The organism is Streptomyces sp. NPDC102270 (assembly GCF_044766405.1).
GTDB lineage: Bacteria > Actinomycetota > Actinomycetes > Streptomycetales > Streptomycetaceae > Streptomyces.
Window position 1 is genome coordinate 465,298 of sequence record NZ_JBIWLX010000002.1, and the last position, 20,296, is coordinate 485,593.

Sequence of the window (20,296 nt, forward strand, 5' to 3'; positions counted from 1 at the left end):
CCTACGGCGCCCGAGGCGTCGTACGGCCGCATCCGGGCCCGAATCCCCGGTACGGAAGTTGAGTTGACGGGAGCGACGACGTGAGCCCGAGTGGCAGGGTGCGGTGGGCGGTGCTGGCGGCGGTGCTCGCGCTGCTGCTCGCGCCGCTCGCGGGGACGGCGGCCGCGGCGGACATGCCGACCGTGAAGCTGTCCAAGTCCCAGGCGGGGACCGGCGGTTCGATCACCGTGAGCGGCAGCGGCTGGCGCGAGCGGGCGCTGCTGATGATCCTGGTGTGCGGACAGGCGGTGCCCTCGCGCGGAGTGCCGGGCGGCACCAACTCCTGTGCCAACGCGGACGGCCGGGCCGTCACGACGGACGCGAAGGGGCGCTTCAGCAGGAAGCTGCCCGTCGCCGAGCCGCCGGTGCCCTGTCCCTGCGTGGTGCACGTGGCCACCGTGACCGGGGCGAAGGCCGAGGCCGACGCGATCTTCCAGGTGGCCGGACACGCCGTGGAACCGCTGCCCGCCCAGACGGACGGCGGGCGGCTGTCCGTCCTCACCGACACCGCACTCGACGGCTCCGGGGGCCTGCTCACCTGGTTCGGGGCGCCCCCCGCCCGCACCCTCGTCTTCACCGTCGGAAACATCGGCACCTCCGCCGTCCGGAACCCGGTCTTCCAAGTCGGCACCGCGCACGGCGTGTTCGCCCCGCAGTGGGAGGAACAGCAGTGGCGCGGCACGATCCGGCCCGGCGGGAAGGCGCGGATCGAACTGCCCGTCGAGCTCACGGGCGGCGCGCACGGCGAGTACACCGTCTCGCTGAAGTACGGCGGCAAGGTACTGGCCGAGCAGCCCTGGGGAGTCGGCCGGCCCTGGGGCGTGACCCTGTTCTGGATCCTGGTCTGCCTGGTGGTGCCCGCGGCGCTGTTCCGCATCGGCATGGCGGTGGTGGACCGGGTACGGCCCCGGCCCGCCGGAGGCGTCCGGCACCGCGGCCTGCGGCTGCCCGAACTCGCCCTGCGCCTGCCGGGTTTCAAGCCCTCGACGGCCGCGCACGCGGCCCCCTCGACGTCCACCCTGCCGTGGTTCACCCCGGACGCCGATCCGGGCGCGGCCGGTGGCCGGCTCTCCGCACCGCACGACGACAGCCCGACGAGTCCCACGACTCCCACCAGAGAGGGTTCCACGTGAGCAAGCGAAGGAGAGTCCCACCGGCCGGCGGGCCGGGACGAGCGAGCGCGGCCGGTGCGGCGCTGGTGCTGGCCGGTGCGGGCGTGGTCCTGGGCCTCGCGGCCGGCCCCGCCCAGGCCGCGGAGGTGTCGTTCGCGACCCGGTGCGTGCCGCCCGCCGGCGTCGGCCTCGACCCCGTCGACGGCACCACCAAGGTCGAGATCACCGCGTCGGCCGGCGCGAAGGTCGGTGACGAGATCGACGTGGTGTGGAAGTTCACCCAGGCCGCGTCCAAGAACCCGAACATCATCGACCTGCCGGCGAACTCCGTCCAGCCGACAGGGACGTTGAAGGTGTCCGGCGCGCAGAGCGCCGACCTCGCGATGACCGGCCCGCGCGAGAACCCGGCCATCCCCAAGGGCGGCGCCATGGTGCTGTCCGACATGAAGGGCACGCTGAAGCTGACGGCGGCCGGGCAGCTCACCCTGACGCCCGGCGCCTACACGGTGAACGCGATGGGCACGAACACGGTGTGCACGCCGACGGAGACGGTTCCGGCGGCGGGGACGATCGACGTGGCCGCGGGGAACGGCACACCGACACCGACGCCGACGCCTGATCCGACGGACACCGCCACCCCCACATCGACGCCCACCCCGACCGACACGGCCACGGCGAGTCCGAGCGCCACCTCCTCCGACGACGGCCAGACCGACTTCACCGGCAAGGCGGTCGACATCCCCTACACCTGCCAGTCGCCCCTCGGCGAGAAGAAGGCCACCTCCACGATCCAGGTCAACGCCAAGAAGAACGGCGGCAGTTACGGCCTGACCGTGCAGTTCAAGAACTCCCCGATGGACAGCCCCGCCGACATCCCGGCGAACTCGGTCAAGCCCTCCATGGACGTGGTGCTGGGCGGCGACGACACGGGCTCGGTCCATGTCGAGGGCCCCACCAACTCCGAGGCCATCAAGTCGGGCGACCCGATAGAGATCCCGGACATGACGGGCACGTACAAGCCGGGTGCGACCGGTGAGTCGACGCTGTCGCCGGGTGTCCTGACGATCGAGGCACTGGGCACGACCACGACCTGCAAGCCGGACAAGACCGAGGTCTCCCTGACCCTGACCACGAAGGAGCAGGAGGGCGGGGCGTCGGGTGGTTCGTCGTCCTCCGGCGGCTCCTCGTCCGGTACGTCGACGAGCGGCGGCCTGGCGGCCACGGGCGCGGACGACCACGCGGCCCTGAAGGCGCTGGGCCTGGTGGCGGGAACGGCGGTGCTGCTGGGCGGCGCGATATTCACCTTCATGCCTGGAAGGCGGATGAGGTAACGCGCTTCAGGGGCGCGGGGAACCGCGCACTGCACGTGAACCGACGGGGCCGCCGGAATCCACCTGGACTCCGACGGTCCCGTCACTTCGGGCCGGCCCTAACGAACGTCCCCCATGAGGGACTTCACCTTTCGCCGGTACATCCACACCGCGAACCCGGCGAGAGCCGCCAGTGCCGCCTCACCGAACACCGCGGGCGTCCCGCTGAGGTCGGCCCCGGCGATCGCCGGGTTGGACAGCAGGCCGGTGATCGAGTCGCCCGCGGTGACCGCGAGGAACCAGACACCCATCATCTGCGAGGCGTACTTCGCGGGGGCCATCTTCGTCGTCACCGACAGGCCCACCGGGGAGAGGCACAGCTCACCCACGGTCTGGATGAAGTAGATGCCCACCAGCCACATCGGGCTGACCGCGGTGCCGTTCGCCGCCATCGCGATCGGGATCAGGAAGAAGAAGAACGAGACGCCGACCAGGAACAGCCCCATCGCGAACTTCACGATGGTGCCGGGCTCCTGGCCCCTGCGGTTCAGCCACACCCACAGCCAGGCGAAGACCGGGGCCAGCGCCATGATGAACAGCGGGTTCAGCGACTGGTACCAGGAGGTCGGGAAGGCGAAGCCGAGCAGTGAGCCTGCCGTCTTCTGGTCGTTCGAGCCGAACGCCTGGACCGTGGACGCGCCCTGGTCGTAGATCATCCAGAACAGGGCGGCCGCGACGAAGAACCAGATGTAGCCGGACATCTTCGACTGCTCGCCGGCCGTCAGCTCCTTGTCCCGCTTGATGCGCAGCAGCACACCCGCCGGGACGACCAGGCCGATGACGGTGAGCGGGATCATCGCCCAGTTCAGCGTGAAGTGGCCGGTGAGGCCGACGACGCCGTAGAAGACGGTCGCGGCGATCAGCCAGAACAGGCCCTTGCGCAGCCAGGCCGCACGCTCCTCGGCCGCCAGCGGCTTGGGGACGACGTTGCTGACCGGGCTCAGGTTGCGGGTGCCGAGCAGGAACGCGGCCAGACCGATCGCCATGCCGACCGCGGCCATGCCGAAGCCGAGGTGCCAGCTGGCCTCCTGACCGACGGTGCCGACGGCCAGCGGGGCGAAGAAGGCGCCCGCGTTGATGCCCATGTAGAAGATCGTGAAGCCGCCGTCGCGGCGCGGGTCGTCCGGGCCGTCGTACAGGTGGCCCACCATCGTGGAGATGTTGGCCTTGAGCAGCCCGGAACCGACCGCGACGAGCGCGAGGCCGGCGAAGAACGGCGCCTGGCCGCCGGGCAGCGCCAGCGTGAGATGGCCGGCCATGATCGTGACGGCGGCGATGGCGACCGTCTTGCGGGGGCCCCAGACGCGGTCGCCGAGCCAGCCGCCGGGCATGGCGAGCAGATAGACCATCGCCGAGTAGACGGAGACGATCACGGTGGTGGTCGCGAGGTCCATCGCGAGGCCGCCGCCCATGCTGCCCTTGCCGGCGTCGGGGCCGCCGGCGAGCAGGTAGACGGTGAGCAGGGCTTTCATCCCGTAGTAGGAGAACCTCTCCCACATCTCGGTCATGAAGAGGGTGGCCAGTCCGCGGGGGTGGCCGAAGAAGGCTTTGTCGGAACCGGGGGTGCCCTCAGTCACCGAGTCCTTCGTCAGGCTGGACGCCATGGTCGTTCCTTGCTGGTGGGGATCACCGCACACAAAAGAGACCTTCAGCGACGGATGCGCGCCAAAGGTCCCCACGATGCGACAGGCAGTTGATTCACCATACGTCAGGACACTGACGGAAATGGAAGGACTTGAGAGGTGAATCACAGGTGGCCGAGGAACCGTACACCTGATTTCTAAGGTCCCTACAGGATTGGCACCCCATAGTCACAGGTTCACACCCCAGCCATGAAAGGTAAGAACCACTGGGTCGTGATCACACCCCAGCATGTGTCAGGAGCGGTCTACCATCAGCTCATGACCCGTGTACTGCTCGCCGAGGACGATGCGTCCATTTCGGAGCCGCTGGCCCGCGCCCTGCGCCGGGAAGGGTACGAGGTCGAGGTGCGTGAGGACGGCCCCACCGCGCTCGACGCCGGAATGCAGGGCGGCATCGACCTGGTCGTCCTCGACCTGGGTCTGCCCGGCATGGACGGCCTCGAGGTGGCCCGCCGACTGCGCGCCGAGGGCCACGCCGTACCGATCCTCATCCTGACCGCACGTGCCGACGAGGTGGACACCGTCGTCGGTCTCGACGCGGGTGCCGACGACTACGTGACCAAGCCCTTCCGCCTCGCAGAGCTGCTCGCCCGGGTCCGGGCCCTGCTGCGGCGCGGGGCGGCCGAGCCGGCCCAGCCGCCGGCCACCCACGGGGTGCGGATCGACGTCGAGTCGCACCGGGCGTGGATGGGCGACGAGGAACTCCAGCTCACCGCGAAGGAGTTCGACCTGCTGCGGGTCCTGGTGCGGGACGCGGGCCGGGTGGTGACCCGGGACCAGCTGATGCGCGAGGTCTGGGACACGACGTGGTGGTCCTCGACCAAGACGCTCGACATGCACATCTCCTGGCTCCGCAAGAAGCTCGGCGACGACGCGGCCAACCCGCGGTACATCGCGACGGTACGAGGAGTGGGCTTCCGCTTCGAGAAGAGCTGAATCCCCGGGTATCCGTCGGGGTATCCGGCCGGCAGGTAAGAGGACATGCGCCGTCGACTGATCCAGTCCACGCTCGCCGTGGTGCTCGTGGTGATCGCCGTCTTCGGCGTCTCCCTCGTCATCGTCGAGACCCGCACCATCAGCAACAGCGCTCAGGAGCGGGTGGATTCCGAGGCGATCCGGCTGGCCGGGATCGTGGACAGCCGGCTCTTCGCCGCGGAGGACGTGACCGCGGAGATCCTGCGCGACCAGGTCGCGCAGGAACGGTACGCCGTGATCCGGATCCCCGGGAAGGATCCGATCGAGGTCGGTGCCCGGCCCACCGGTGAGGTCATCCGCTCCACCGAGAAGGGCGAGGAGGGCGAGACGGTCACCGTGCAGGAGCCGCGCTCCTCGGTGACCCGGGAGGTCGGCCGTACGCTCCTGATCATCGGCCTGGTGGCGCTGCTCGCGGTGATCGCCGCGGTGCTGCTCGCGATCCGGCAGGCCAACAAGCTGGCCTCACCGCTGACCGACCTCGCCGAGACCGCGGAACGCCTCGGCTCCGGCGACCCACGGCCCCGGCACAAGCGCTACGGCGTCCCCGAGCTGGACCGGGTCGCCGATGTGCTGGACTCCTCGGCCGAGCGCATCGCGCGCATGCTGACGGCGGAGCGGCGCCTGGCCGCCGACGCATCCCACCAGCTCCGCACACCCCTGACGGCCCTGTCCATGCGCCTGGAGGAGATCACCCTCACCGACGACCCGGACACGGTGAAGGAGGAGGCGAACGTCGCGCTGACCCAGGTGGAGCGGCTGACGGACGTGGTCGAACGGCTGCTGACCAACTCGCGCGACCCCCGGGCCGGCAACGCGGTCACCTTCGACCTCGACGAGGTCATCCAGCAGCAGCTCGCGGAGTGGCGGCCCGCGTACCGCAGTGCGGGCCGGGCGATCGTGAGCTCGGGCAAACGGCACCTCACGGCTGTCGGTACGCCGGGTGCGGTGGCCCAGGTCCTGGCCGCGCTGATCGAGAACTCCCTCATGCACGGCGGCGGCACGGTGGCGCTGCGCACCCGTGTCACCGGCAACCAGGCGGTCATCGAGGTCACCGACGAGGGCCCCGGCGTCCCCGCCGACCTCGGCGCCCGCATCTTCGAGCGCACGATCAGCGGCCGCAACTCCACGGGCATCGGCCTCGCGGTCGCCCGAGACCTGGCGGAGGCCGACGGCGGCCGCCTGGAAATGCTCCAGGCCCAGCCCCCGGTCTTCGGCCTGTTCCTCTCCCGCACCCCGCTGAAGTCGTCACTGCTGGACGACGACGAGCCGACGGTGCGGTGAGCTGCGCGGGCTGAACAGGAGCCTGGGCGGGTGCGGGTGCGGGTGCGGGTGCGGGTGCGGGTTCGGTGGGGGCGGGCGTCTTTGCGCAGTTCCCCGCGCCCCCTGGATGCCTGCGGCGGCCTGTTTCGGTCCGGTGGGCGTACGCGGCCGACCGCCCGTCAGCGCACTCGCTGCCGGGGGCGGCCCTTGCGGGTGGTTGCCTGTTCTACTTCCTCCAGGAAGTGCTCCGCGCTCGCCACCGCCTCGCGGGCCGGGAGTGTCTTGAAGACCCAGCTGCGGTAGGACCAGAAGCGGAAGAGGGTGGCTATGCCGATGCCGAGGAACTTGAAGATGTTGCTCTGCAGGGGGCTGTCCCAGCCGAAGCCGTAGGTCGCGGCGTACAGGATGCCGTTCTCGATGACCAGGCCGACCACGCTGAACAGCAGGAACAGGGTCAGTTCTTTCGTACGGCCACTCTTGTCGCGGTCGCGGTACGTGAAGTAGCGGAACCCTATGTAGTTGAAGACGATCGACACCACCGTGGCGACAACACTCGCCCGGACCACCGGAAGGTCGGTGAGATGCCGGACGACGTTGAAGACGACGAGGTTGACGAGGAGCCCCGCTCCGCCGACCGCACCGAATTTGGCGACCTCGCGAAGGACCCTTCGCAGCCCTGAGGAACCATGTCCCATGGTCGTACAGGCCCCCAGTCGATTGGATTCGTCAACTCAACCCATGCTAACCACCCATCTTGCCTGTTTGCCTGTGGACGAACTCACACACAGGGAAACAAGCTGGTAAGAGGACCGGTAAGAGGCGCGGGATCCGGCCGCCGTGGCGCGACCGATACCCTGGGGTCGTGACGTTCCCGGTAGTCGGCATGGTCGGCGGGGGCCAGCTCGCGCGTATGACACACGAGGCAGGCATCCCGCTCGGCATCAGGTTCAAGCTCCTCAGTGACACCCCTCAGGATTCCGCGGCGCAGGTGGTGAGCGACGTCGTCATCGGCGACTATCGCGACCTCGACACGCTGCGCGAGTTCGCGCGCGGGTGCGATGTGATCACCTTCGATCACGAACACGTGCCCACCGAGCACCTCAGGGCCCTGGAGGCGGACGGCATCCCCGTGCGCCCCGGCCCCGACGCGCTCGTGCACGCCCAGGACAAGGGCGTGATGCGCGCGAGACTCGACGCGATCGGCGTGCCGTGCCCACGGCACCGGATCGTCAGCGATCCCGAGGACGTGGCGGCCTTCGCGGCGGAGGGCGACGGCTTCCCCGTCGTCCTCAAGACCGTCCGCGGCGGCTACGACGGCAAGGGCGTGTGGGTCGTGGACTCCGCCGAGGAGGCCGAAGACCCCTTCCGGGCCGGCGTCCCCGTCCTCGCGGAGGAGAAGGTCGACTACGTCCGCGAGCTGGCCGCCAACGTCGTACGGTCGCCGCACGGTCAGGCCGTCGCCTACCCGGTCGTCGAGTCCCAGCAGGTGAACGGCGTCTGCGACACCGTGATCGCCCCGGCCCCTGACCTGGACCGGGCTCTCGCCCTCAAGGCCGAGGAGCTGGCCCTCAACATCGCCAAGGAACTGGACGTCGTCGGCCACCTCGCCGTCGAACTGTTCCAGACCCGCGACGGCCGCATCCTCGTCAACGAACTCGCGATGCGCCCGCACAACTCCGGCCACTGGTCGATGGACGGCGCGATCACCTCCCAGTTCGCCAACCACGTCCGGGCCGTCCTCGACCTCCCGCTCGGCGACCCGCGCCCCCGCGCGAAGTGGACCGTCATGGTCAACGTCCTCGGCGGCGACTTCCCCGACATGTACTCCGCGTACCTGCACTGCATGGCCCGCGACCCCAAGCTGAAGATCCACATGTACGGCAAGGACGTGAAGCCCGGCCGCAAGGTGGGCCACGTCAACACCTACGGCGACGACCTGGACGACGTTCTCGAACGCGCACGTCACGCTGCCGGCTACCTGAGAGGCACGATCACCGAATGAGCCCCGTTGTTGGCATCGTCATGGGTTCGGACTCCGACTGGCCCGTCATGGAGGCCGCCGCCCAGGCCCTCGACGAGTTCGAGATCGCGTACGAGGTGGACGTCGTCTCCGCGCACCGCATGCCGCGCGAGATGATCGCGTACGGCGAGCAGGCGGCCGAGCGCGGTCTGAAGGTGATCATCGCGGGGGCAGGGGGAGCCGCCCACCTCCCGGGCATGCTCGCCTCCGTCACCCCCCTCCCGGTCATCGGGGTCCCGGTCCCGCTGAAGTACCTCGACGGCATGGACTCGCTGTTGTCGATCGTGCAGATGCCGGCCGGCGTCCCCGTCGCGACCGTCTCCGTCGGCGGCGCCCGCAACGCCGGGCTGCTCGCGGCCCGCATCCTCGCCGCGCACGACGAGGAACTCCTCAGCCGGATGCGGGAGTTCCAGCAGGAACTCAACGACCAGGCCACCGAGAAGGGCAAGCGCCTGCGGTCCAAGGTCGAGGGCTCCAGCGGTTTCGGTTTCGGCAAGTGACGGCCGTGGGACCGCTGGAGACGGCCCGGGAACTCCTGCGCGAGTTCCCGGTCGTCGACGGCCACAACGACCTCCCGTGGGCGCTGCGCGAACAGGTCCGCTACGACCTGGACGCCCGGGACATCGCCGCCGACCAGTCGGCCCATCTGCACACCGACCTGGCGCGGCTCAGGGCCGGCGGGGTGGGCGCGCAGTACTGGTCGGTGTACGTGCGCTCGGACCTGCCCGGCGCGGTACCGGCGACACTGGAACAGATCGACTGCGTACGGCAGTTGATCGCGCGGTACCCGTCGCGGTTGCGGGCAGCGCTCACCGCCGCGGACATGGAGGCGGCGCGCGCGGAAGGCCGTATCGCCTCCCTCATGGGCGCCGAGGGCGGCCACTCCATCGCCAACTCCCTCGCCACGCTACGCGCGTTGTACGCGCTCGGCGTGCGCTACATGACCCTCACCCACAACGACAACGTGGACTGGGCGGACTCGGCGACGGACGAACCCGGCGTCGGGGGGCTCTCGGCCTTCGGCCGTGCGGTGGTCCGGGAGATGAACCGCGAGGGGATGCTCGTGGACCTCTCGCACGTGGCGGCGACGACCATGCGGGACGCGCTGGACGCGAGCGAGGCACCGGTGATCTTCTCCCACTCCTCCGCGCGGGCCGTGTGCGACCACCCGCGCAACATCCCCGACGACGTCCTGGAACGCCTCCCGTCCAACGGCGGCATGGCGATGGTGACGTTCGTCCCGAAGTTCGTCCTGCAGGCCGCCGTGGACTGGACGGCCGCGGCCGACGAGAACATGCGCGAGCACGGCGTCCACCACCTCGCGACCACGCCCGAGGCGATGAAGGTGCACCGCGCCTTCGAGGAGCGCAACCCGCGCCCGGTCGCCACGGTCTCGACGGTCGCCGACCACCTGGACCACATGCGCGAGGTGGCCGGCGTGGACCACATCGGCATCGGCGGCGACTACGACGGCACGGCGTTCACCCCGGACGGCCTCGACGACGTCTCCGGCTACCCCAACCTCATCGCCGAACTCCTGGACCGCGGCTGGTCCCGCACCGACCTCGCCAAGCTCACCTGGCAGAACGCGGTCCGGGTCCTGGGCGCGGCGGAGGACGTGGCACGGGAGCTGCAGGTGACGCGTGGCCCGTCCAACGCGACGCTCTCCGAGCTCGACGGCTGAGGGCCCGGGGCCCGCGTACGTCAGCGGCGCCACGACGGCCGAGGACGACGGCGGGCCCGGTGGCCGGGGCGGTGCGCGGTACCCCGAACCGGCGTACCCCCGAACGCCCCGCCCACCAGGAAGGCCCCCGCGCTCCGTGCGACGGTGACCGTACGGCGATCAGGAAGATCACGACGTACGGAGCCCGTCATGGCAGACCTCCAGGACGAACTGCAGCCCGCGGCCGACGTGGGAGAGCTGCCCCGGGTCTTCGGGTCCGTGCCGGAGCTGTACACCCCGGGCTCCGGCCAGGCCGGCGAGCTCCTGGAGCGGGCCCGTGCCCTCCTCGCCGCACATCCCGTCGCCGACGGTTACAGCGGGCTGCCCTGGGCGCTGCGGCACCTGCCCTGGTTCGACCTGGAGGCCGGCGAGAGCGCCGTGGACACGGACGTACCTAGGCTCAGGGAGGGGCACGTGGGTGCCCTGCTGTGGTCCGTGCACCTGCCCGAGGGGCTCGACGGGGACCGGGCCGTCGGCGCCACCCTGGAACAGCTCGACCTGGTGAAGACTGTCGTACGCAACCATCCCGAGGGCCTGCGCCTGGCCCGCACCGCGGGACAGGCCACCGACGCCCGCAACTGCGGCCGCGTCGCCGTCCTGCTCGGCCCCGCCGGTGCCGCCGCGCTCGGCGACTCGCTCGGGATCCTGCGCTCCCTGCACGCCCTCGGTCTGCGTGCCCTCACCCTGAGCGGGGTGTCCTGGGCGAGCGCGGCGGGGCTCACCCGGTTCGGCGAGGAGGTGCTGCGCGAGATGAACCGGCTCGGAGTCCTCGCCGACCTCTCCGGCGCCTCCGACGCCACCGTCCGGCGGACCCTGACGGTGGCCAAGGCACCCGTGCTCTTCACCCGCTCCGCCGCCCGCGCCCTGCGCCCCCACCCGGCCAACCTCCCCGACGACCTGCTCGCCCAGCTCGGCGCCGCGAAGGGCCTGTGCATGGTGCCGCTGACCGCCGAGCAGACCGGTCCGACGGTCCGGGACGTCGCCGACCACCTCGACCATGTGCGCGCGGTCGCGGGCGCCGAGTCCGTGGGCCTGTCCGGCACCTACGACGCCGGCACCGCCCACCCACAGGAGCTCGGCGACGCCTCCTGCTACCCCCACCTGGTCGCCGAGCTGCTGCGCCGCGGCTGGGACGAGGCCGAGCTCGCGCTGCTGACCTGGGGCAACGTCCAGCGGCTGCTGCGCGAGTCCGACTTCACCGCGCAGGCGGCCCAGATGCGGCGCGAGCCGTCCATGGCGAAGATCGCGGACCTCGACGGCTGACCGGACCTACAGCGGGTCGATCCGGCACAGGCAGAACGGATGCCCCGCCGGATCCGCGTACACCCGGAAGTCCTCCTTGTCCTCGGCGTGCAGCAGCCGTGCGCCCAGCGACAGCACCTTGGCCTCGGCCGCGTCGATCTCCTCCCACGTGGTCCCGCCGTCGAAGTCCAGGTGGAACTGCTGGGAGTTGCGGTCCGCCCGCGGCCACTCGGGCGGGGTGAGTCCCGGTGCGCTCTGGAAGGCCAGCCGGGGGCCGCCGGGGACGCGCAGGACCACCCAGTCGGGGTCCTCGTCCTCCGGGGTGCCGCCCACGATCCCGGCGTAGAAACGGGCGAGCGCGCGGGGGTCGGGGCAGTCGATCACGACGGAACGGAAACGTGCGACGGTCACGAGAGATCCTCCTGGTCAGGACAGTTTGTTCAGCAGGCGCAGAGGCAGAACGGGTGCCCAGCCGGGTCCGCGTACACACGGAAGGTGCGGGAGCGGTCCTCGGTGTCCAGCGGCTTCGCCCCGAGCGCCAGCACCTCCTTCTCGGCCGCGTCCAGGTCCTGGACGGTCAGGTCCAGGTGGAACTGCTGCGAGGCGTCGGGGGCCGGCCACTTCGGCGGTACGAAACCGGGGGCGGCCTGGAAGGCCAGCGACGGTCCGCCGGGGGTCCTGAGGTCCACCAACTCGCCCTCGCCCTCGACGGTGCCGCCGAGGACACCGGCGTAGAAACCGGCGAGCGCACGGGGGTCAGGACAGTCCAGTACGACGGCTCCGAGTTCGGCGACGGCCATGGCTTCCTCCTGAAGCGTGGTTACCTGTAGAGGCGGGTAACCAGTAACGGTTACCGCATGCTCCCGCATCGGGGGTAACGTCGCAAGGGAATTGCCTAGCTAGGTAGCGTGCAGCCATGAGCGACCGATCGCCCGCGCCCGGGGGACTGGCCCTGGTCGAGTCCCTGGTCAACACGGTGGACCTGGAGTCGGGCGCCGATTCGCTGGACACCGCGGAGGGGCGGGAGCGGTTCGGGATCGCCGAGGGCGAGGTGGCGCAGGCGCGTGAACTGCGGGAGTCGCTGCGGGTCGCGCTGCTGGCCCATGCCGGGCATCCGCCGCATCGCGCGGTGACGCCGCTCGGGGAGTTGCTGGCGGCGGCGCCCCTGGTCCTGACGGTGTCCGCCTCGGACGGCTCGGCCGCCCTCGCCCCCGCCGACGCCCGGCCCCTGCTCTCCCGCGTCGCCGCCGCCGTCGCCGAGTCGCTGGTCGCGGGCACCTGGATCCGCCTGAAGGCCTGTGAGGCCGTGGACTGTCACTGGGCGTACTACGACCGGAGCCCGGCGGGGCGGGGGCGGTGGTGCTCCATGCAGGTGTGCGGGGCGCGGGCGAAGATGCGGCGGTATCGGGGGAAGAGCACGGCGTAGGGGCGCCGGGTGCGGCCACGACGGCCGCCGCACCCGCCTACGCGCCCTCCTCACCGCCACGCGGGGCGCCGGCGGCGGCCCGCGACCCCACCAGGAGCAGGCACAGCACCGAGACGCCTGCCACCAGACCGGCCAGCACCAGCAGCGGGTCCAGCGGCCGGACCGTGGACGCGGCCGTCTGGGTCACGGCCGGCTGCGCCGCCTGCGAGGACTGCGGCGACGGTGCCGTCTGCGGTACGGCGGCTTGGGACGCCGTGGGTGAGGGCGACGAGCCGGCACGGGGCGCGGCGGCGCTGCGGCTCGTCGTCATGCCCGGCATCGTCGAGTGCTGTTCCTGGCTCGTGGCCGGCTGCGTGTGCTCGCGCCGCGTCGGGGCCGCCGGTGTCGGTTCCGGAGCCGGAGCCGCCGCCCGGACCGTGATGCCCGCCGTCATGTCCGGGTGGACCGTGCAGACGTAGCCGTAGGAGCCGGCCGTGGTGAAGGTGAAGCTCCAGCTCTGGCCCTTGTTCAGCATGGGGGAGTGGATCGAGAGCGGGCCGGAGGTGGTCTTCACGTCGTGCGGGGCCGTGTCGTAGTTGGTCCAGGTGACCGTGGACCCGGCGGGCACGCTCAAGGACGCCGGCGAGAAGGCGTACCCCTTCATGGCCACGGAGTAGCCCGCCGCCGACGCCTCGTGGCCGTACGGCAGCATCCCCACGGCGAGCAGGGCGAGCACCGCCGCGGCCCGCAGCACCCGCCTCACGCGAACTCCACCGCGACGAGCAGCCTGAGGCGCGTGGCCGGCAGCCGCCACGGCAGCCGGAATCCGGTGGCCCGGCGCAGCAGCCGGTACGGCAGCTTGGCCGTGCCCACGACGAGCAGCCGGTCCTCGGCCCGCTCGACCACCCGCAGCCGCAGCAGGACGGGGAAGGCGACGTCGTTCAGGTGGAGGTCGCCGGTGAGCTGGAGCCGGTCGCCGGGGACCGCGTCGACCTGCTCGGAGGTGAGGACGGCCCGCAGTTCACGGCCGTCGAACTCGAAGCGGAACGACGGCTGTTCGGCGTCCTGGGGCATCTCCATGGACGCTCGGGCGAGCGGTACCCGCCGGCGCCGTACCGGCAAAGGCCCGTACCAGGCGGTGAGTTCGGCGAGCGAGCGGCCCGGGGCCACGGTGAGGTGCCGGGGCGGAGGAACGGTGGGCAGGGTGACGGTTGTCATCCCGAACTCCTTGGAAAGCGGTTCCCGAAATGTGGTGAGGGTGTGGAGAATGGCCATGGACGCCGTTCCGGCCGGCTGAGCCCCGGCCGGAACGGCGTCCACCCATGTGTCAGCAGTTGGCGGTGAGGAAGTCCGTGGTGGGCGTGAGCATGTGCCCGGCCCAGACGGTGTGCATCTTCACGTAGCTGTCGATGTCGAGCAGGTCGGTGACCTGCTGTCCGAGCGATTCCTCCAGGTGTGCCGAGTAGATGTGCTGGAGCAGCACGGTGAGGGTGTCGTCGGCCACCGAGCCACCGTCACTGACGGCCGGCTTGAGGATGGACTCGATCCACACCGTGTGCATCTTGAGGTACGAGTCGAGCGCAAGCGCGTCCTGCACCTGCTGGCCCGGCGACTCCGACAGGTGCGCCGCGTAGAGGTGCTGCAGGATCGGCAGCAGCTCGTTGTCGATGCTGGCGCACTGCTCGGAGCCGGAGCCACCGCCTGAGGTCGGCGTGGCCGTGGCCGTCGGTGTCGCGGTGGGCGTGCCGGTGGGCGGCGTCGAGGTGGGCGTGGCCGTCGGAGTGGCCGTGGGCGTGCCGGTCGGCGTCACCGTCGGGGTGGCCGTGGGCGTCGTACCGCCACCGCCACCGCCACCGCCGCCGGACGCGGCGACGACCTTCACGGACGACACCATGTCCGGGTGCACCGCGCAGTAGTACTCGTACGTCCCCACCTTGGTGAAGGTGTACGACCACGACTGGCCCTGCTTGAGGGTCCCCGAGTCGAAGGCCACCGGGGCCTTGGTCGTGGTCACCGTGTGCGGGGCGCTGTCGTGGTTGGTCCACTGGACGGTCTGGCCGGCTTCGACGACGAGCTGCTTACCGTCGCCGAACTTGTAGCTCATGATGTCGACCTGGTAGTCCGGCTTGGCGGCCGCGGCGGGCTGGACCTCGGCAGCGGCGGCAGCGGGCGCCTGAGCCGCGCCCGCGGTCTGCTGCGAGGAACTCGTGGCACTCGAGGCCACGTTCAGCAGTCCGAGACTGAGCACGGCAGCGAGTGCCGCGCCGAGCCCCACGAACAGCAGGGACCGGCCCCCGGACCTACCGGCCTCGGCCGTCGGCGGCTGGAGCCGCCGCTCGCCGGTCTCATCGCTTCTTTTCACTTCAACTCCTATTGTTTCCCAGGGAGTTGTTTCCCATGGAGTTCAGCGGCCAGGATCGGCCGTGACCAGCAGACTCGTCACGGCGAGGACGACGAGGACCAGCCCCGTCTCGACCGCGACCGAGTAACCGAAGGGCCGCACGGTGGCGGCGTCGCCGCGCAGCAGCACGGCGAGATCGAGACGGGTGCGCACCCACTGGCGGCTCGCGTACGCGGCCACCAGGACGCCCCCGAGGACGGCCGTCTTGACGAGCAGCAGATGCCCGTACGAGGTGTGCAGCAGGGCGCCGTACGACCCCACCACCTGCCAGGCGAGCACCAGCCCGGCGCCGACGATGCCCGTGACGCTCACGGCCGCGAGCTTCGAGTAGCCCGGCACGACCCGCGCCAGCTCCCCGGCCCGGCGGCGCGGCAGTACGGCCAGCGCGAGCATGGCGAGCCCGCCGATCCACAGCGCGGCCCCGAGCAGGTGCACGAAGTCGGCGACGGCTCCCCAAGTGGGCTCGCTGCCCTCGGAGTTGTGGCCCGTCATCCCGGTCGTGCGGAGCAGGCCGAAGGTCACGGCGAGGGCGCCCACCCGCCAGCCCGGCGAACGGGAGGTGGCCGGGCCGCCCTGGAGCAGGGCGCTGAGCACCACGGCCGCCAGCACCCACATCAGCCCGCGCGCGGCGAGCACGATGCCGGGTTCGGTGGCCAGGACGTCCGCGTAGGTCGCCGGGCGCAGGGCGTCCCGCAGACCGCCGAGGGAGGTGTAGGCGCCCTGGAGCCCGACGGCCGCCACGGTCGCCGGCAGCCCGACCGTCCAGGCGAGCCCCAGCAGCACCCGGGCCCGCGGTTCGTGGGTGCCGCCCGGCCACAGGAGCGCGACGAACGCCAGCCCTCCGACGAACAGGGCCAGCGCGAGATATCCCGCCCAGCGGGCGGCGACGAGACCCTTGCGGACCGAGGGGGACGGTCCGGGAGCGGCGGCAGGGGTCTCGTCGCCGCCGGCCTGGGTGGCGGCCGTGCCGGCGGTGAAGGCGATCCGGCCGGAGGAGGCGTGCCCGTCCTTCTCGTCCACGACAGACCAGACGACGGCGAACTTCCCGTCCGCCGGGCTGTTGAGGGCGACCCGCACGACACGCTTCTTCGCCGTGTGCGACACCGGCAGCCGGTCGCCGTCCACCGTCAGCACCCGTACGTCGGCCAGGTCGACGGCCTCGTCGAAGGTGAGGACGAGGCTGCCGGGCGTCTTCTTCAGGTCGGCCCCGTCCTTGGGGGAGGAGCTCACCAACCCGGTGTGGGCGAAGGCGGGCTGGACCGCGCCGAACAGGGCGCAGAGCAGGGCGGCGAGGAGCAACAGGGTCCGGCGCAGGGTCCTCACGGGGTCGCCTCCGGCTGCGAGGAGGCGGAGGCGGGGACGAGGATGCCGCCCAGGAGACTCGAGGCGGGGGCGAGCCCGACGCAGGGGGAGGAAGTCGGCGACGGGGAGGGGGTCGCCGCCGGGCCGTCCAGGAGGCCGAGCACGGAGTCGGTGACTCCGACGAGCAGCGGCTGTACGAGGGTGACCTCACCGTCCGCGCAGGTGCCCGAGGGGGAGGGCGTGGGGGTGGTGGGTGCGGGCATGGTGGGCGTGGGGGACCCGGTGCCCGGGACCGGCGTGGTCCCGTGGCCGACGTGCCCGCCGCCCTGGCCGCCACCGGAGCCGACGGGGACGGTACCGGTCACCACGCCCCCGCCGCCGGTGCCGTACCCACCGCCGTATCCGAGGCCCCCGCCGGCTCCGCCGATTCCACCGACTCCGCCGACTCCGCCGTACGACGGCAACTCCCCGGATCCCACCGGCGCTTGACCGGCCCGCGGGGAGGTCGTCGCCGGTGCCGTGGCGGCGGGCGGGGTGACCGCCGGAGCGGCCTCGGCCGCGCCGGAGGCGGGGGCGCCGATGCCCGACGCGTACCCCAGCACGATCACCACGGTGCCGACGAGCGCCCCGGCGACCAGTTCGTCGCGGTGGTCGCGTGCGGAGACTGTGGTCGCCCTGCGGAACAAGGGCATGACTCACTCCTGACATGCTCAGGTCATTCCGGCCGAAGATTGCGGCCGATGACGAACAGTGGAGTGGAGCGTGGATTCCGCATCACTACGCACCGGTTAACCGATGGTTGCCTACCTCTCCACCACGGGGGTGTGGTCTGTGAGAACGGTCGATTCCGCACCGTGCTCGAATGCAAATCGAACTCGTGTTGAGGATTCCGGGGAGGGTGGGCATATGCCAACGCGGAAGGTCGCGACGGGGATTCAGAGAAGCCGGCCGACGACGGCCGCGGCCTGCTCCGGCTGCTCCTCCAGCCAGCGTCCCAGGTGCTTTCGCACGGCTTCCTCGACGGCGGAGCGCACGGCCACGTTGCCCAGCGCGCCGCTCGTGGCGCCGAGGAACTCGGGCTCGTCCACCTTCACCGACACGACAGCCGTCAGGCCGGCACAGATCCGCTCGGTGCTCAGATCGGGGTCGGCGGGGCTCAGCAAGCGCTGCTTTCGCGCATACGCGTTGACCGTGGCGGTCACTCCGCGGAGGAAGCCCTCCGTGTGCGTGCCGCCCTGAGGGGTGGGCCGGCTGTTGGCGAAACTCCGGATCCGCTCCTGGCCCGAGCCGCACCACCGCAGGCCCACCTCCACCGTCCCAGCCGCTTGCGGATCCTCTCGCTCGAAGCGGATGACGTCCCGATGGAGGGGCGGCCCCGCCTGCGCGTCGAGGAAGGCGACCAACTCCCCCACCCCGTCGGGGAATCGCCACCGCACCGAACGGGGCTCGCCCGAAGGGCGTTCGTCGGTCAGCGAGATGTCCAGGCCCCGGTTCAGGAAGGCCAGTTCCCTGAAGCGCTCCTCCAGCGCGGCGAACGAGAACTCCGTCGTCTCGAAGATGCCGTCGTCCGGCCGGAAGACGAGGGTGGTCCCGCTTCCGGTCGTCGGTCCGGCGGCGATGGGTGCGGTGACCGCGGCGCCGTGGACGTACTCCTGGACCCAGAGCACCCCCTCGCGCCGCACCTCGGCCCTCAGGCTGCTCGACAGGGCGTTGGTGACGCAGGGCCCGATCGCGAAGAATGCGAGCGTCACCGAGTGGCGGCCCACGGGGCCCGCCCCGGAGAGGGGCCGGGTCAGCAGACTTTCGAGTCCGGGACGGCCGACGTGCCCCGCGGCCTCCACGGGTACACCGGGTCCGTCGTCGGCGATCCGCACACCCCCGTCGGCGGTGAGGGTGACGTCGACGCGGGTGGCGCGGCCCGCCAGGACCTCGGCCACGGCCCGGTCGGTGACCTCGAACACCAGCTGCCGCAGGCCCCGTTCGCCGACGGAGCCGACGTACATCCCGGGCCGTTTCCGGATGGCTTCCCGCCCCTCCAGAACCTCGATCCGGCTGGCGTCGTACCTAATGGCTTCCCCGCTCACGAAATCCTCCCGCGATGCCGCCCGACAGACCTCGCCAGCGTAGGGGAAATCCAGGAAACGGGCAGGTCAGAGCGGATGTGCCGAGGCTGTGGACGGGCGGGTGAACACCGACCGGGAGACCGCCGACCAAAGGGGTCCGAGTCCGCCACCGCATCGCGCCCCGGACAGTGCCGGGACCCCGCACGGGCCAATTACCGGCGCCCCTGAGGGCGTTGATTCACCAAGGCGGTCGGCCCCACGCCTCAGGCGGTCGGCCGCCCCATCGCCCGGTACGTCCACCCGGCCTTCCGCCACAGCACCGGGTCCAGGGCGTTGCGGCCGTCGAGGACGACCTTCGCCGCCGCGACCTCGCCGAGGGCCGCCGGGTCCAGTTCGCGGAACTCCCGCCACTCCGTGAGGTGGAGGACGACGTCGGCGCCCCGGACCGCGTCCACGGCGGTGTCGGCGTAGCCGAGGGTCGGGAACAGGCGGCGGGCGTTGTCCATGCCCTTCGGGTCGTAGACCGTGACCTGGCCGCCCTGGAGGTGGATCTGCCCGGCGACGTTCAGCGCGGGGGAGTCGCGGACGTCGTCCGAGTCGGGCTTGAAGGTGGCGCCGAGCACCGCGACCCGCTTGCCGAGGAACGGTCCGCCGCCCAGGATCTGCCGGGCCAGTTCCACCATCTGGCCGCGCTGACGCATGTTGATCGAGTCGATCTCGCGCAGGAAGGTCAGCGCCTGGTCGGCACCGAGCTCACCCGCCCGGGCCATGAAGGCGCGGATGTCCTTCGGCAGACAGCCGCCGCCGAAGCCGATCCCGGCCCGCAGGAACTTCTTCCCGATCCGGTCGTCGTAGCCGATGGCCTCCGCCAGCTTCGCCACATCGCCGTCCGCGGCCTCGCACACCTCCGCCATGGCGTTGATGAAGGAGATCTTCGTGGCCAGGAAGGAATTCGCGGAGGTCTTCACCAGCTCGGCCGTCGGGAAGTCCGTCACCACGAACGGCGTGCCCTCGCCGAGCGGCGTCGCGTACACCTCGCGCAGCAGCCTCTCCGCGCGCTCACTGCGCACACCGACGACGATCCGGTCCGGGTGCAGGGTGTCGTCCACCGCGAAGCCCTCGCGCAGGAACTCCGGGTTCCAGGCCAGCTCGGCGTCCGCGCCCGCTGGGGAGTGGTCGGCCAGGTAGCGGGCCAGCCGGTCGGCGGAACCCACCGGCACCGTCGACTTGCCGACGACGAGGGCCGGGCGGGTCAGGTGCGGGGCCAGGGAGGCGATCGCCGAGTCGACGTACGACATGTCGCAGGCGTACTCGCCGTGCCGCTGCGGGGTGTTCACGCAGACGAAGTGCACGTCACCGAAGGAGCCGACCTCGGCGAAGTCCATGGTGAAACGGAGCCGACCGGTGGAGCCCTCGATCCCGGCGACATGCTTGCGCAGCAGGTCCTCCAGGCCCGGCTCGTACATCGGGACCTCGCCCCGCTGGAGCATCTCGATCTTCTCGGGCACCACGTCGAGCCCCAGGACCTCGAAACCGAGCTCGGCCAAGGCCGCGGCGTGGGTGGCGCCGAGGTAGCCGGTGCCGATCACGGTGATCTTGAGGGCCATGGAGACTCCAGTAAGGGGGACGGTCCGGTGCGCGCCCGAGCATAGTCGGAGCGCCTGACGGGCAGCTTTCCCGCTGTCGCCAAGCTCACGTCGTCACTCCCGTGGGCGGACCCCTAAAATTTGAGTTACTTAAC

At 71.3% G+C, this 20,296-nt stretch carries 20 protein-coding genes; 9 read left to right on the forward strand and 11 right to left on the reverse strand.

Going from position 1 to position 20,296, the window contains the following annotated elements:
• Positions 1 to 80 precede the first annotated feature (80 nt).
• Both ACIRP7_RS05040 and ACIRP7_RS05045 read left to right on the forward strand, forming a co-directional pair.
• Positions 81 to 1,172 carry a hypothetical protein gene (locus ACIRP7_RS05040; RefSeq protein WP_403654066.1) on the forward strand — a complete coding sequence of 364 codons (1,092 nt, stop codon included), beginning with the start codon at positions 81 to 83 and terminating at the stop codon, positions 1,170 to 1,172.
• Between the two features lie 65 nt (positions 1,173 to 1,237).
• Positions 1,238 to 2,482 (forward strand): hypothetical protein, encoded by a 1,245-nt coding sequence (locus ACIRP7_RS05045; RefSeq protein ID WP_403654274.1) that lies wholly within the window; start codon positions 1,238 to 1,240, stop codon positions 2,480 to 2,482.
• A 98-nt stretch (positions 2,483 to 2,580) separates the two neighbouring features.
• On the opposite strand, the gene ACIRP7_RS05050 is transcribed toward ACIRP7_RS05045, so the two are convergent.
• Complete coding sequence (locus tag ACIRP7_RS05050) at positions 2,581 to 4,125, reverse strand: peptide MFS transporter (protein ID WP_403654069.1); 1,545 nt, start codon at positions 4,123 to 4,125, stop codon at positions 2,581 to 2,583.
• A 297-nt stretch (positions 4,126 to 4,422) separates the two neighbouring features.
• Between ACIRP7_RS05050 and ACIRP7_RS05055 the strand changes: the two genes are divergently transcribed.
• Together ACIRP7_RS05055 and ACIRP7_RS05060 are read left to right on the forward strand one after the other, a co-directional pair.
• Positions 4,423 to 5,100 carry a response regulator transcription factor gene (locus ACIRP7_RS05055; RefSeq protein ID WP_007382513.1) on the forward strand — a complete coding sequence of 226 codons (678 nt, stop codon included), beginning with the start codon at positions 4,423 to 4,425 and terminating at the stop codon, positions 5,098 to 5,100.
• Positions 5,101 to 5,145: 45 nt separating this feature from the next.
• Positions 5,146 to 6,420 (forward strand): ATP-binding protein, encoded by a 1,275-nt coding sequence (locus ACIRP7_RS05060; RefSeq protein ID WP_403654073.1) that lies wholly within the window; start codon positions 5,146 to 5,148, stop codon positions 6,418 to 6,420.
• A gap of 158 nt (positions 6,421 to 6,578) precedes the next feature.
• On the opposite strand, the gene ACIRP7_RS05065 is transcribed toward ACIRP7_RS05060, so the two are convergent.
• Positions 6,579 to 7,094, reverse strand: coding sequence for a GtrA family protein (locus tag ACIRP7_RS05065; RefSeq protein ID WP_403654076.1), 516 nt, complete (start codon positions 7,092 to 7,094; stop codon positions 6,579 to 6,581).
• A 167-nt stretch (positions 7,095 to 7,261) separates the two neighbouring features.
• Here ACIRP7_RS05065 and ACIRP7_RS05070 point away from each other — a divergent pair, with 167 nt between their 5' ends.
• From ACIRP7_RS05070 to ACIRP7_RS05085, 4 genes are all read left to right on the forward strand, one after another.
• Positions 7,262 to 8,401, forward strand: a complete 1,140-nt coding sequence (locus ACIRP7_RS05070; protein WP_403654079.1) for a 5-(carboxyamino)imidazole ribonucleotide synthase — start codon at positions 7,262 to 7,264, stop codon at positions 8,399 to 8,401.
• A 20-nt stretch (positions 8,402 to 8,421) separates the two neighbouring features.
• On the forward strand, positions 8,422 to 8,919 hold the full coding sequence (purE, locus tag ACIRP7_RS05075) for a 5-(carboxyamino)imidazole ribonucleotide mutase (protein WP_403654276.1): 498 nt from the start codon (positions 8,422 to 8,424) through the stop codon (positions 8,917 to 8,919).
• Positions 8,916 to 10,103, forward strand: a complete 1,188-nt coding sequence (locus tag ACIRP7_RS05080; RefSeq protein WP_403654082.1) for a dipeptidase — start codon at positions 8,916 to 8,918, stop codon at positions 10,101 to 10,103. The genes purE and ACIRP7_RS05080 overlap by 4 nt, the downstream gene beginning before the upstream one ends.
• Positions 10,104 to 10,292: 189 nt before the next feature.
• Positions 10,293 to 11,405 (forward strand): dipeptidase, encoded by a 1,113-nt coding sequence (locus tag ACIRP7_RS05085; RefSeq protein WP_403654085.1) that lies wholly within the window; start codon positions 10,293 to 10,295, stop codon positions 11,403 to 11,405.
• A gap of 6 nt (positions 11,406 to 11,411) precedes the next feature.
• Here ACIRP7_RS05085 and ACIRP7_RS05090 read toward each other — a convergent pair whose 3' ends face one another.
• Both ACIRP7_RS05090 and ACIRP7_RS05095 read right to left on the reverse strand, forming a co-directional pair.
• Positions 11,412 to 11,795, reverse strand: a complete 384-nt coding sequence (locus ACIRP7_RS05090; protein WP_403654088.1) for a VOC family protein — start codon at positions 11,793 to 11,795, stop codon at positions 11,412 to 11,414.
• A gap of 29 nt (positions 11,796 to 11,824) precedes the next feature.
• Positions 11,825 to 12,184, reverse strand: coding sequence for a VOC family protein (locus ACIRP7_RS05095; RefSeq protein WP_403654091.1), 360 nt, complete (start codon positions 12,182 to 12,184; stop codon positions 11,825 to 11,827).
• A 116-nt stretch (positions 12,185 to 12,300) separates the two neighbouring features.
• On the opposite strand from ACIRP7_RS05095, the gene ACIRP7_RS05100 reads away from it, so the two are divergent.
• Positions 12,301 to 12,810, forward strand: coding sequence for a CGNR zinc finger domain-containing protein (locus ACIRP7_RS05100; protein ID WP_403654094.1), 510 nt, complete (start codon positions 12,301 to 12,303; stop codon positions 12,808 to 12,810).
• Between the two features lie 37 nt (positions 12,811 to 12,847).
• Here ACIRP7_RS05100 and ACIRP7_RS05105 read toward each other — a convergent pair whose 3' ends face one another.
• The 7 genes from ACIRP7_RS05105 to ACIRP7_RS05135 all read right to left on the reverse strand — a co-directional run bounded on the left by ACIRP7_RS05105 (position 12,848) and on the right by ACIRP7_RS05135 (position 20,162).
• A complete protein-coding gene (locus ACIRP7_RS05105; protein WP_403654097.1) occupies positions 12,848 to 13,552 on the reverse strand; it encodes a plastocyanin/azurin family copper-binding protein in 705 nt (234 codons plus the stop codon).
• Positions 13,549 to 14,007 carry a hypothetical protein gene (locus ACIRP7_RS05110; RefSeq protein ID WP_403654100.1) on the reverse strand — a complete coding sequence of 153 codons (459 nt, stop codon included), beginning with the start codon at positions 14,005 to 14,007 and terminating at the stop codon, positions 13,549 to 13,551. The genes ACIRP7_RS05105 and ACIRP7_RS05110 overlap by 4 nt, the downstream gene beginning before the upstream one ends.
• Positions 14,008 to 14,116: 109 nt before the next feature.
• The gene (locus ACIRP7_RS05115; protein ID WP_403654103.1) at positions 14,117 to 15,151 is read right to left on the reverse strand and encodes a plastocyanin/azurin family copper-binding protein; all 1,035 of its coding nucleotides are present in this window, start codon (positions 15,149 to 15,151) and stop codon (positions 14,117 to 14,119) included.
• Between the two features lie 42 nt (positions 15,152 to 15,193).
• Complete coding sequence (locus ACIRP7_RS05120) at positions 15,194 to 16,513, reverse strand: copper resistance CopC/CopD family protein (protein WP_403654106.1); 1,320 nt, start codon at positions 16,511 to 16,513, stop codon at positions 15,194 to 15,196.
• Positions 16,510 to 17,184: a hypothetical protein gene (locus tag ACIRP7_RS05125; protein ID WP_403654109.1), complete on the reverse strand. Its 675-nt coding sequence runs from the start codon at positions 17,182 to 17,184 to the stop codon at positions 16,510 to 16,512. Before ACIRP7_RS05125 ends, ACIRP7_RS05120 begins: the two co-directional genes overlap by 4 nt.
• 243 nt (positions 17,185 to 17,427) lie before the next feature.
• Positions 17,428 to 18,576, reverse strand: a complete 1,149-nt coding sequence (locus tag ACIRP7_RS05130; RefSeq protein WP_403654112.1) for a DNA gyrase subunit B — start codon at positions 18,574 to 18,576, stop codon at positions 17,428 to 17,430.
• 242 nt (positions 18,577 to 18,818) lie between these two features.
• Positions 18,819 to 20,162 (reverse strand): UDP-glucose dehydrogenase family protein, encoded by a 1,344-nt coding sequence (locus tag ACIRP7_RS05135; RefSeq protein ID WP_403654115.1) that lies wholly within the window; start codon positions 20,160 to 20,162, stop codon positions 18,819 to 18,821.
• Positions 20,163 to 20,296 lie beyond the last annotated feature (134 nt).

Bases quoted from the DNA above. Each gene is read 5' to 3' on its own strand.
- ACIRP7_RS05050 (WP_403654069.1), bottom strand. From the start codon at position 4,125: ATGGCGTCCAGCCTGACGAAGGACTCGGTGACTGAGGGCACCCCCGGT.
- ACIRP7_RS05055 (WP_007382513.1), top strand. From the start codon at position 4,423: ATGACCCGTGTACTGCTCGCCGAGGACGATGCGTCCATTTCGGAGCCG.
- ACIRP7_RS05060 (WP_403654073.1), top strand. From the start codon at position 5,146: ATGCGCCGTCGACTGATCCAGTCCACGCTCGCCGTGGTGCTCGTGGTG.
- ACIRP7_RS05065 (WP_403654076.1), bottom strand. From the start codon at position 7,094: ATGGGACATGGTTCCTCAGGGCTGCGAAGGGTCCTTCGCGAGGTCGCC.
- purE (WP_403654276.1), top strand. From the start codon at position 8,422: ATGGGTTCGGACTCCGACTGGCCCGTCATGGAGGCCGCCGCCCAGGCC.
- ACIRP7_RS05085 (WP_403654085.1), top strand. From the start codon at position 10,293: ATGGCAGACCTCCAGGACGAACTGCAGCCCGCGGCCGACGTGGGAGAG.
- ACIRP7_RS05095 (WP_403654091.1), bottom strand. From the start codon at position 12,184: ATGGCCGTCGCCGAACTCGGAGCCGTCGTACTGGACTGTCCTGACCCC.
- ACIRP7_RS05100 (WP_403654094.1), top strand. From the start codon at position 12,301: ATGAGCGACCGATCGCCCGCGCCCGGGGGACTGGCCCTGGTCGAGTCC.
- ACIRP7_RS05110 (WP_403654100.1), bottom strand. From the start codon at position 14,007: ATGACAACCGTCACCCTGCCCACCGTTCCTCCGCCCCGGCACCTCACC.
- ACIRP7_RS05125 (WP_403654109.1), bottom strand. From the start codon at position 17,184: ATGCCCTTGTTCCGCAGGGCGACCACAGTCTCCGCACGCGACCACCGC.
- ACIRP7_RS05135 (WP_403654115.1), bottom strand. From the start codon at position 20,162: ATGGCCCTCAAGATCACCGTGATCGGCACCGGCTACCTCGGCGCCACC.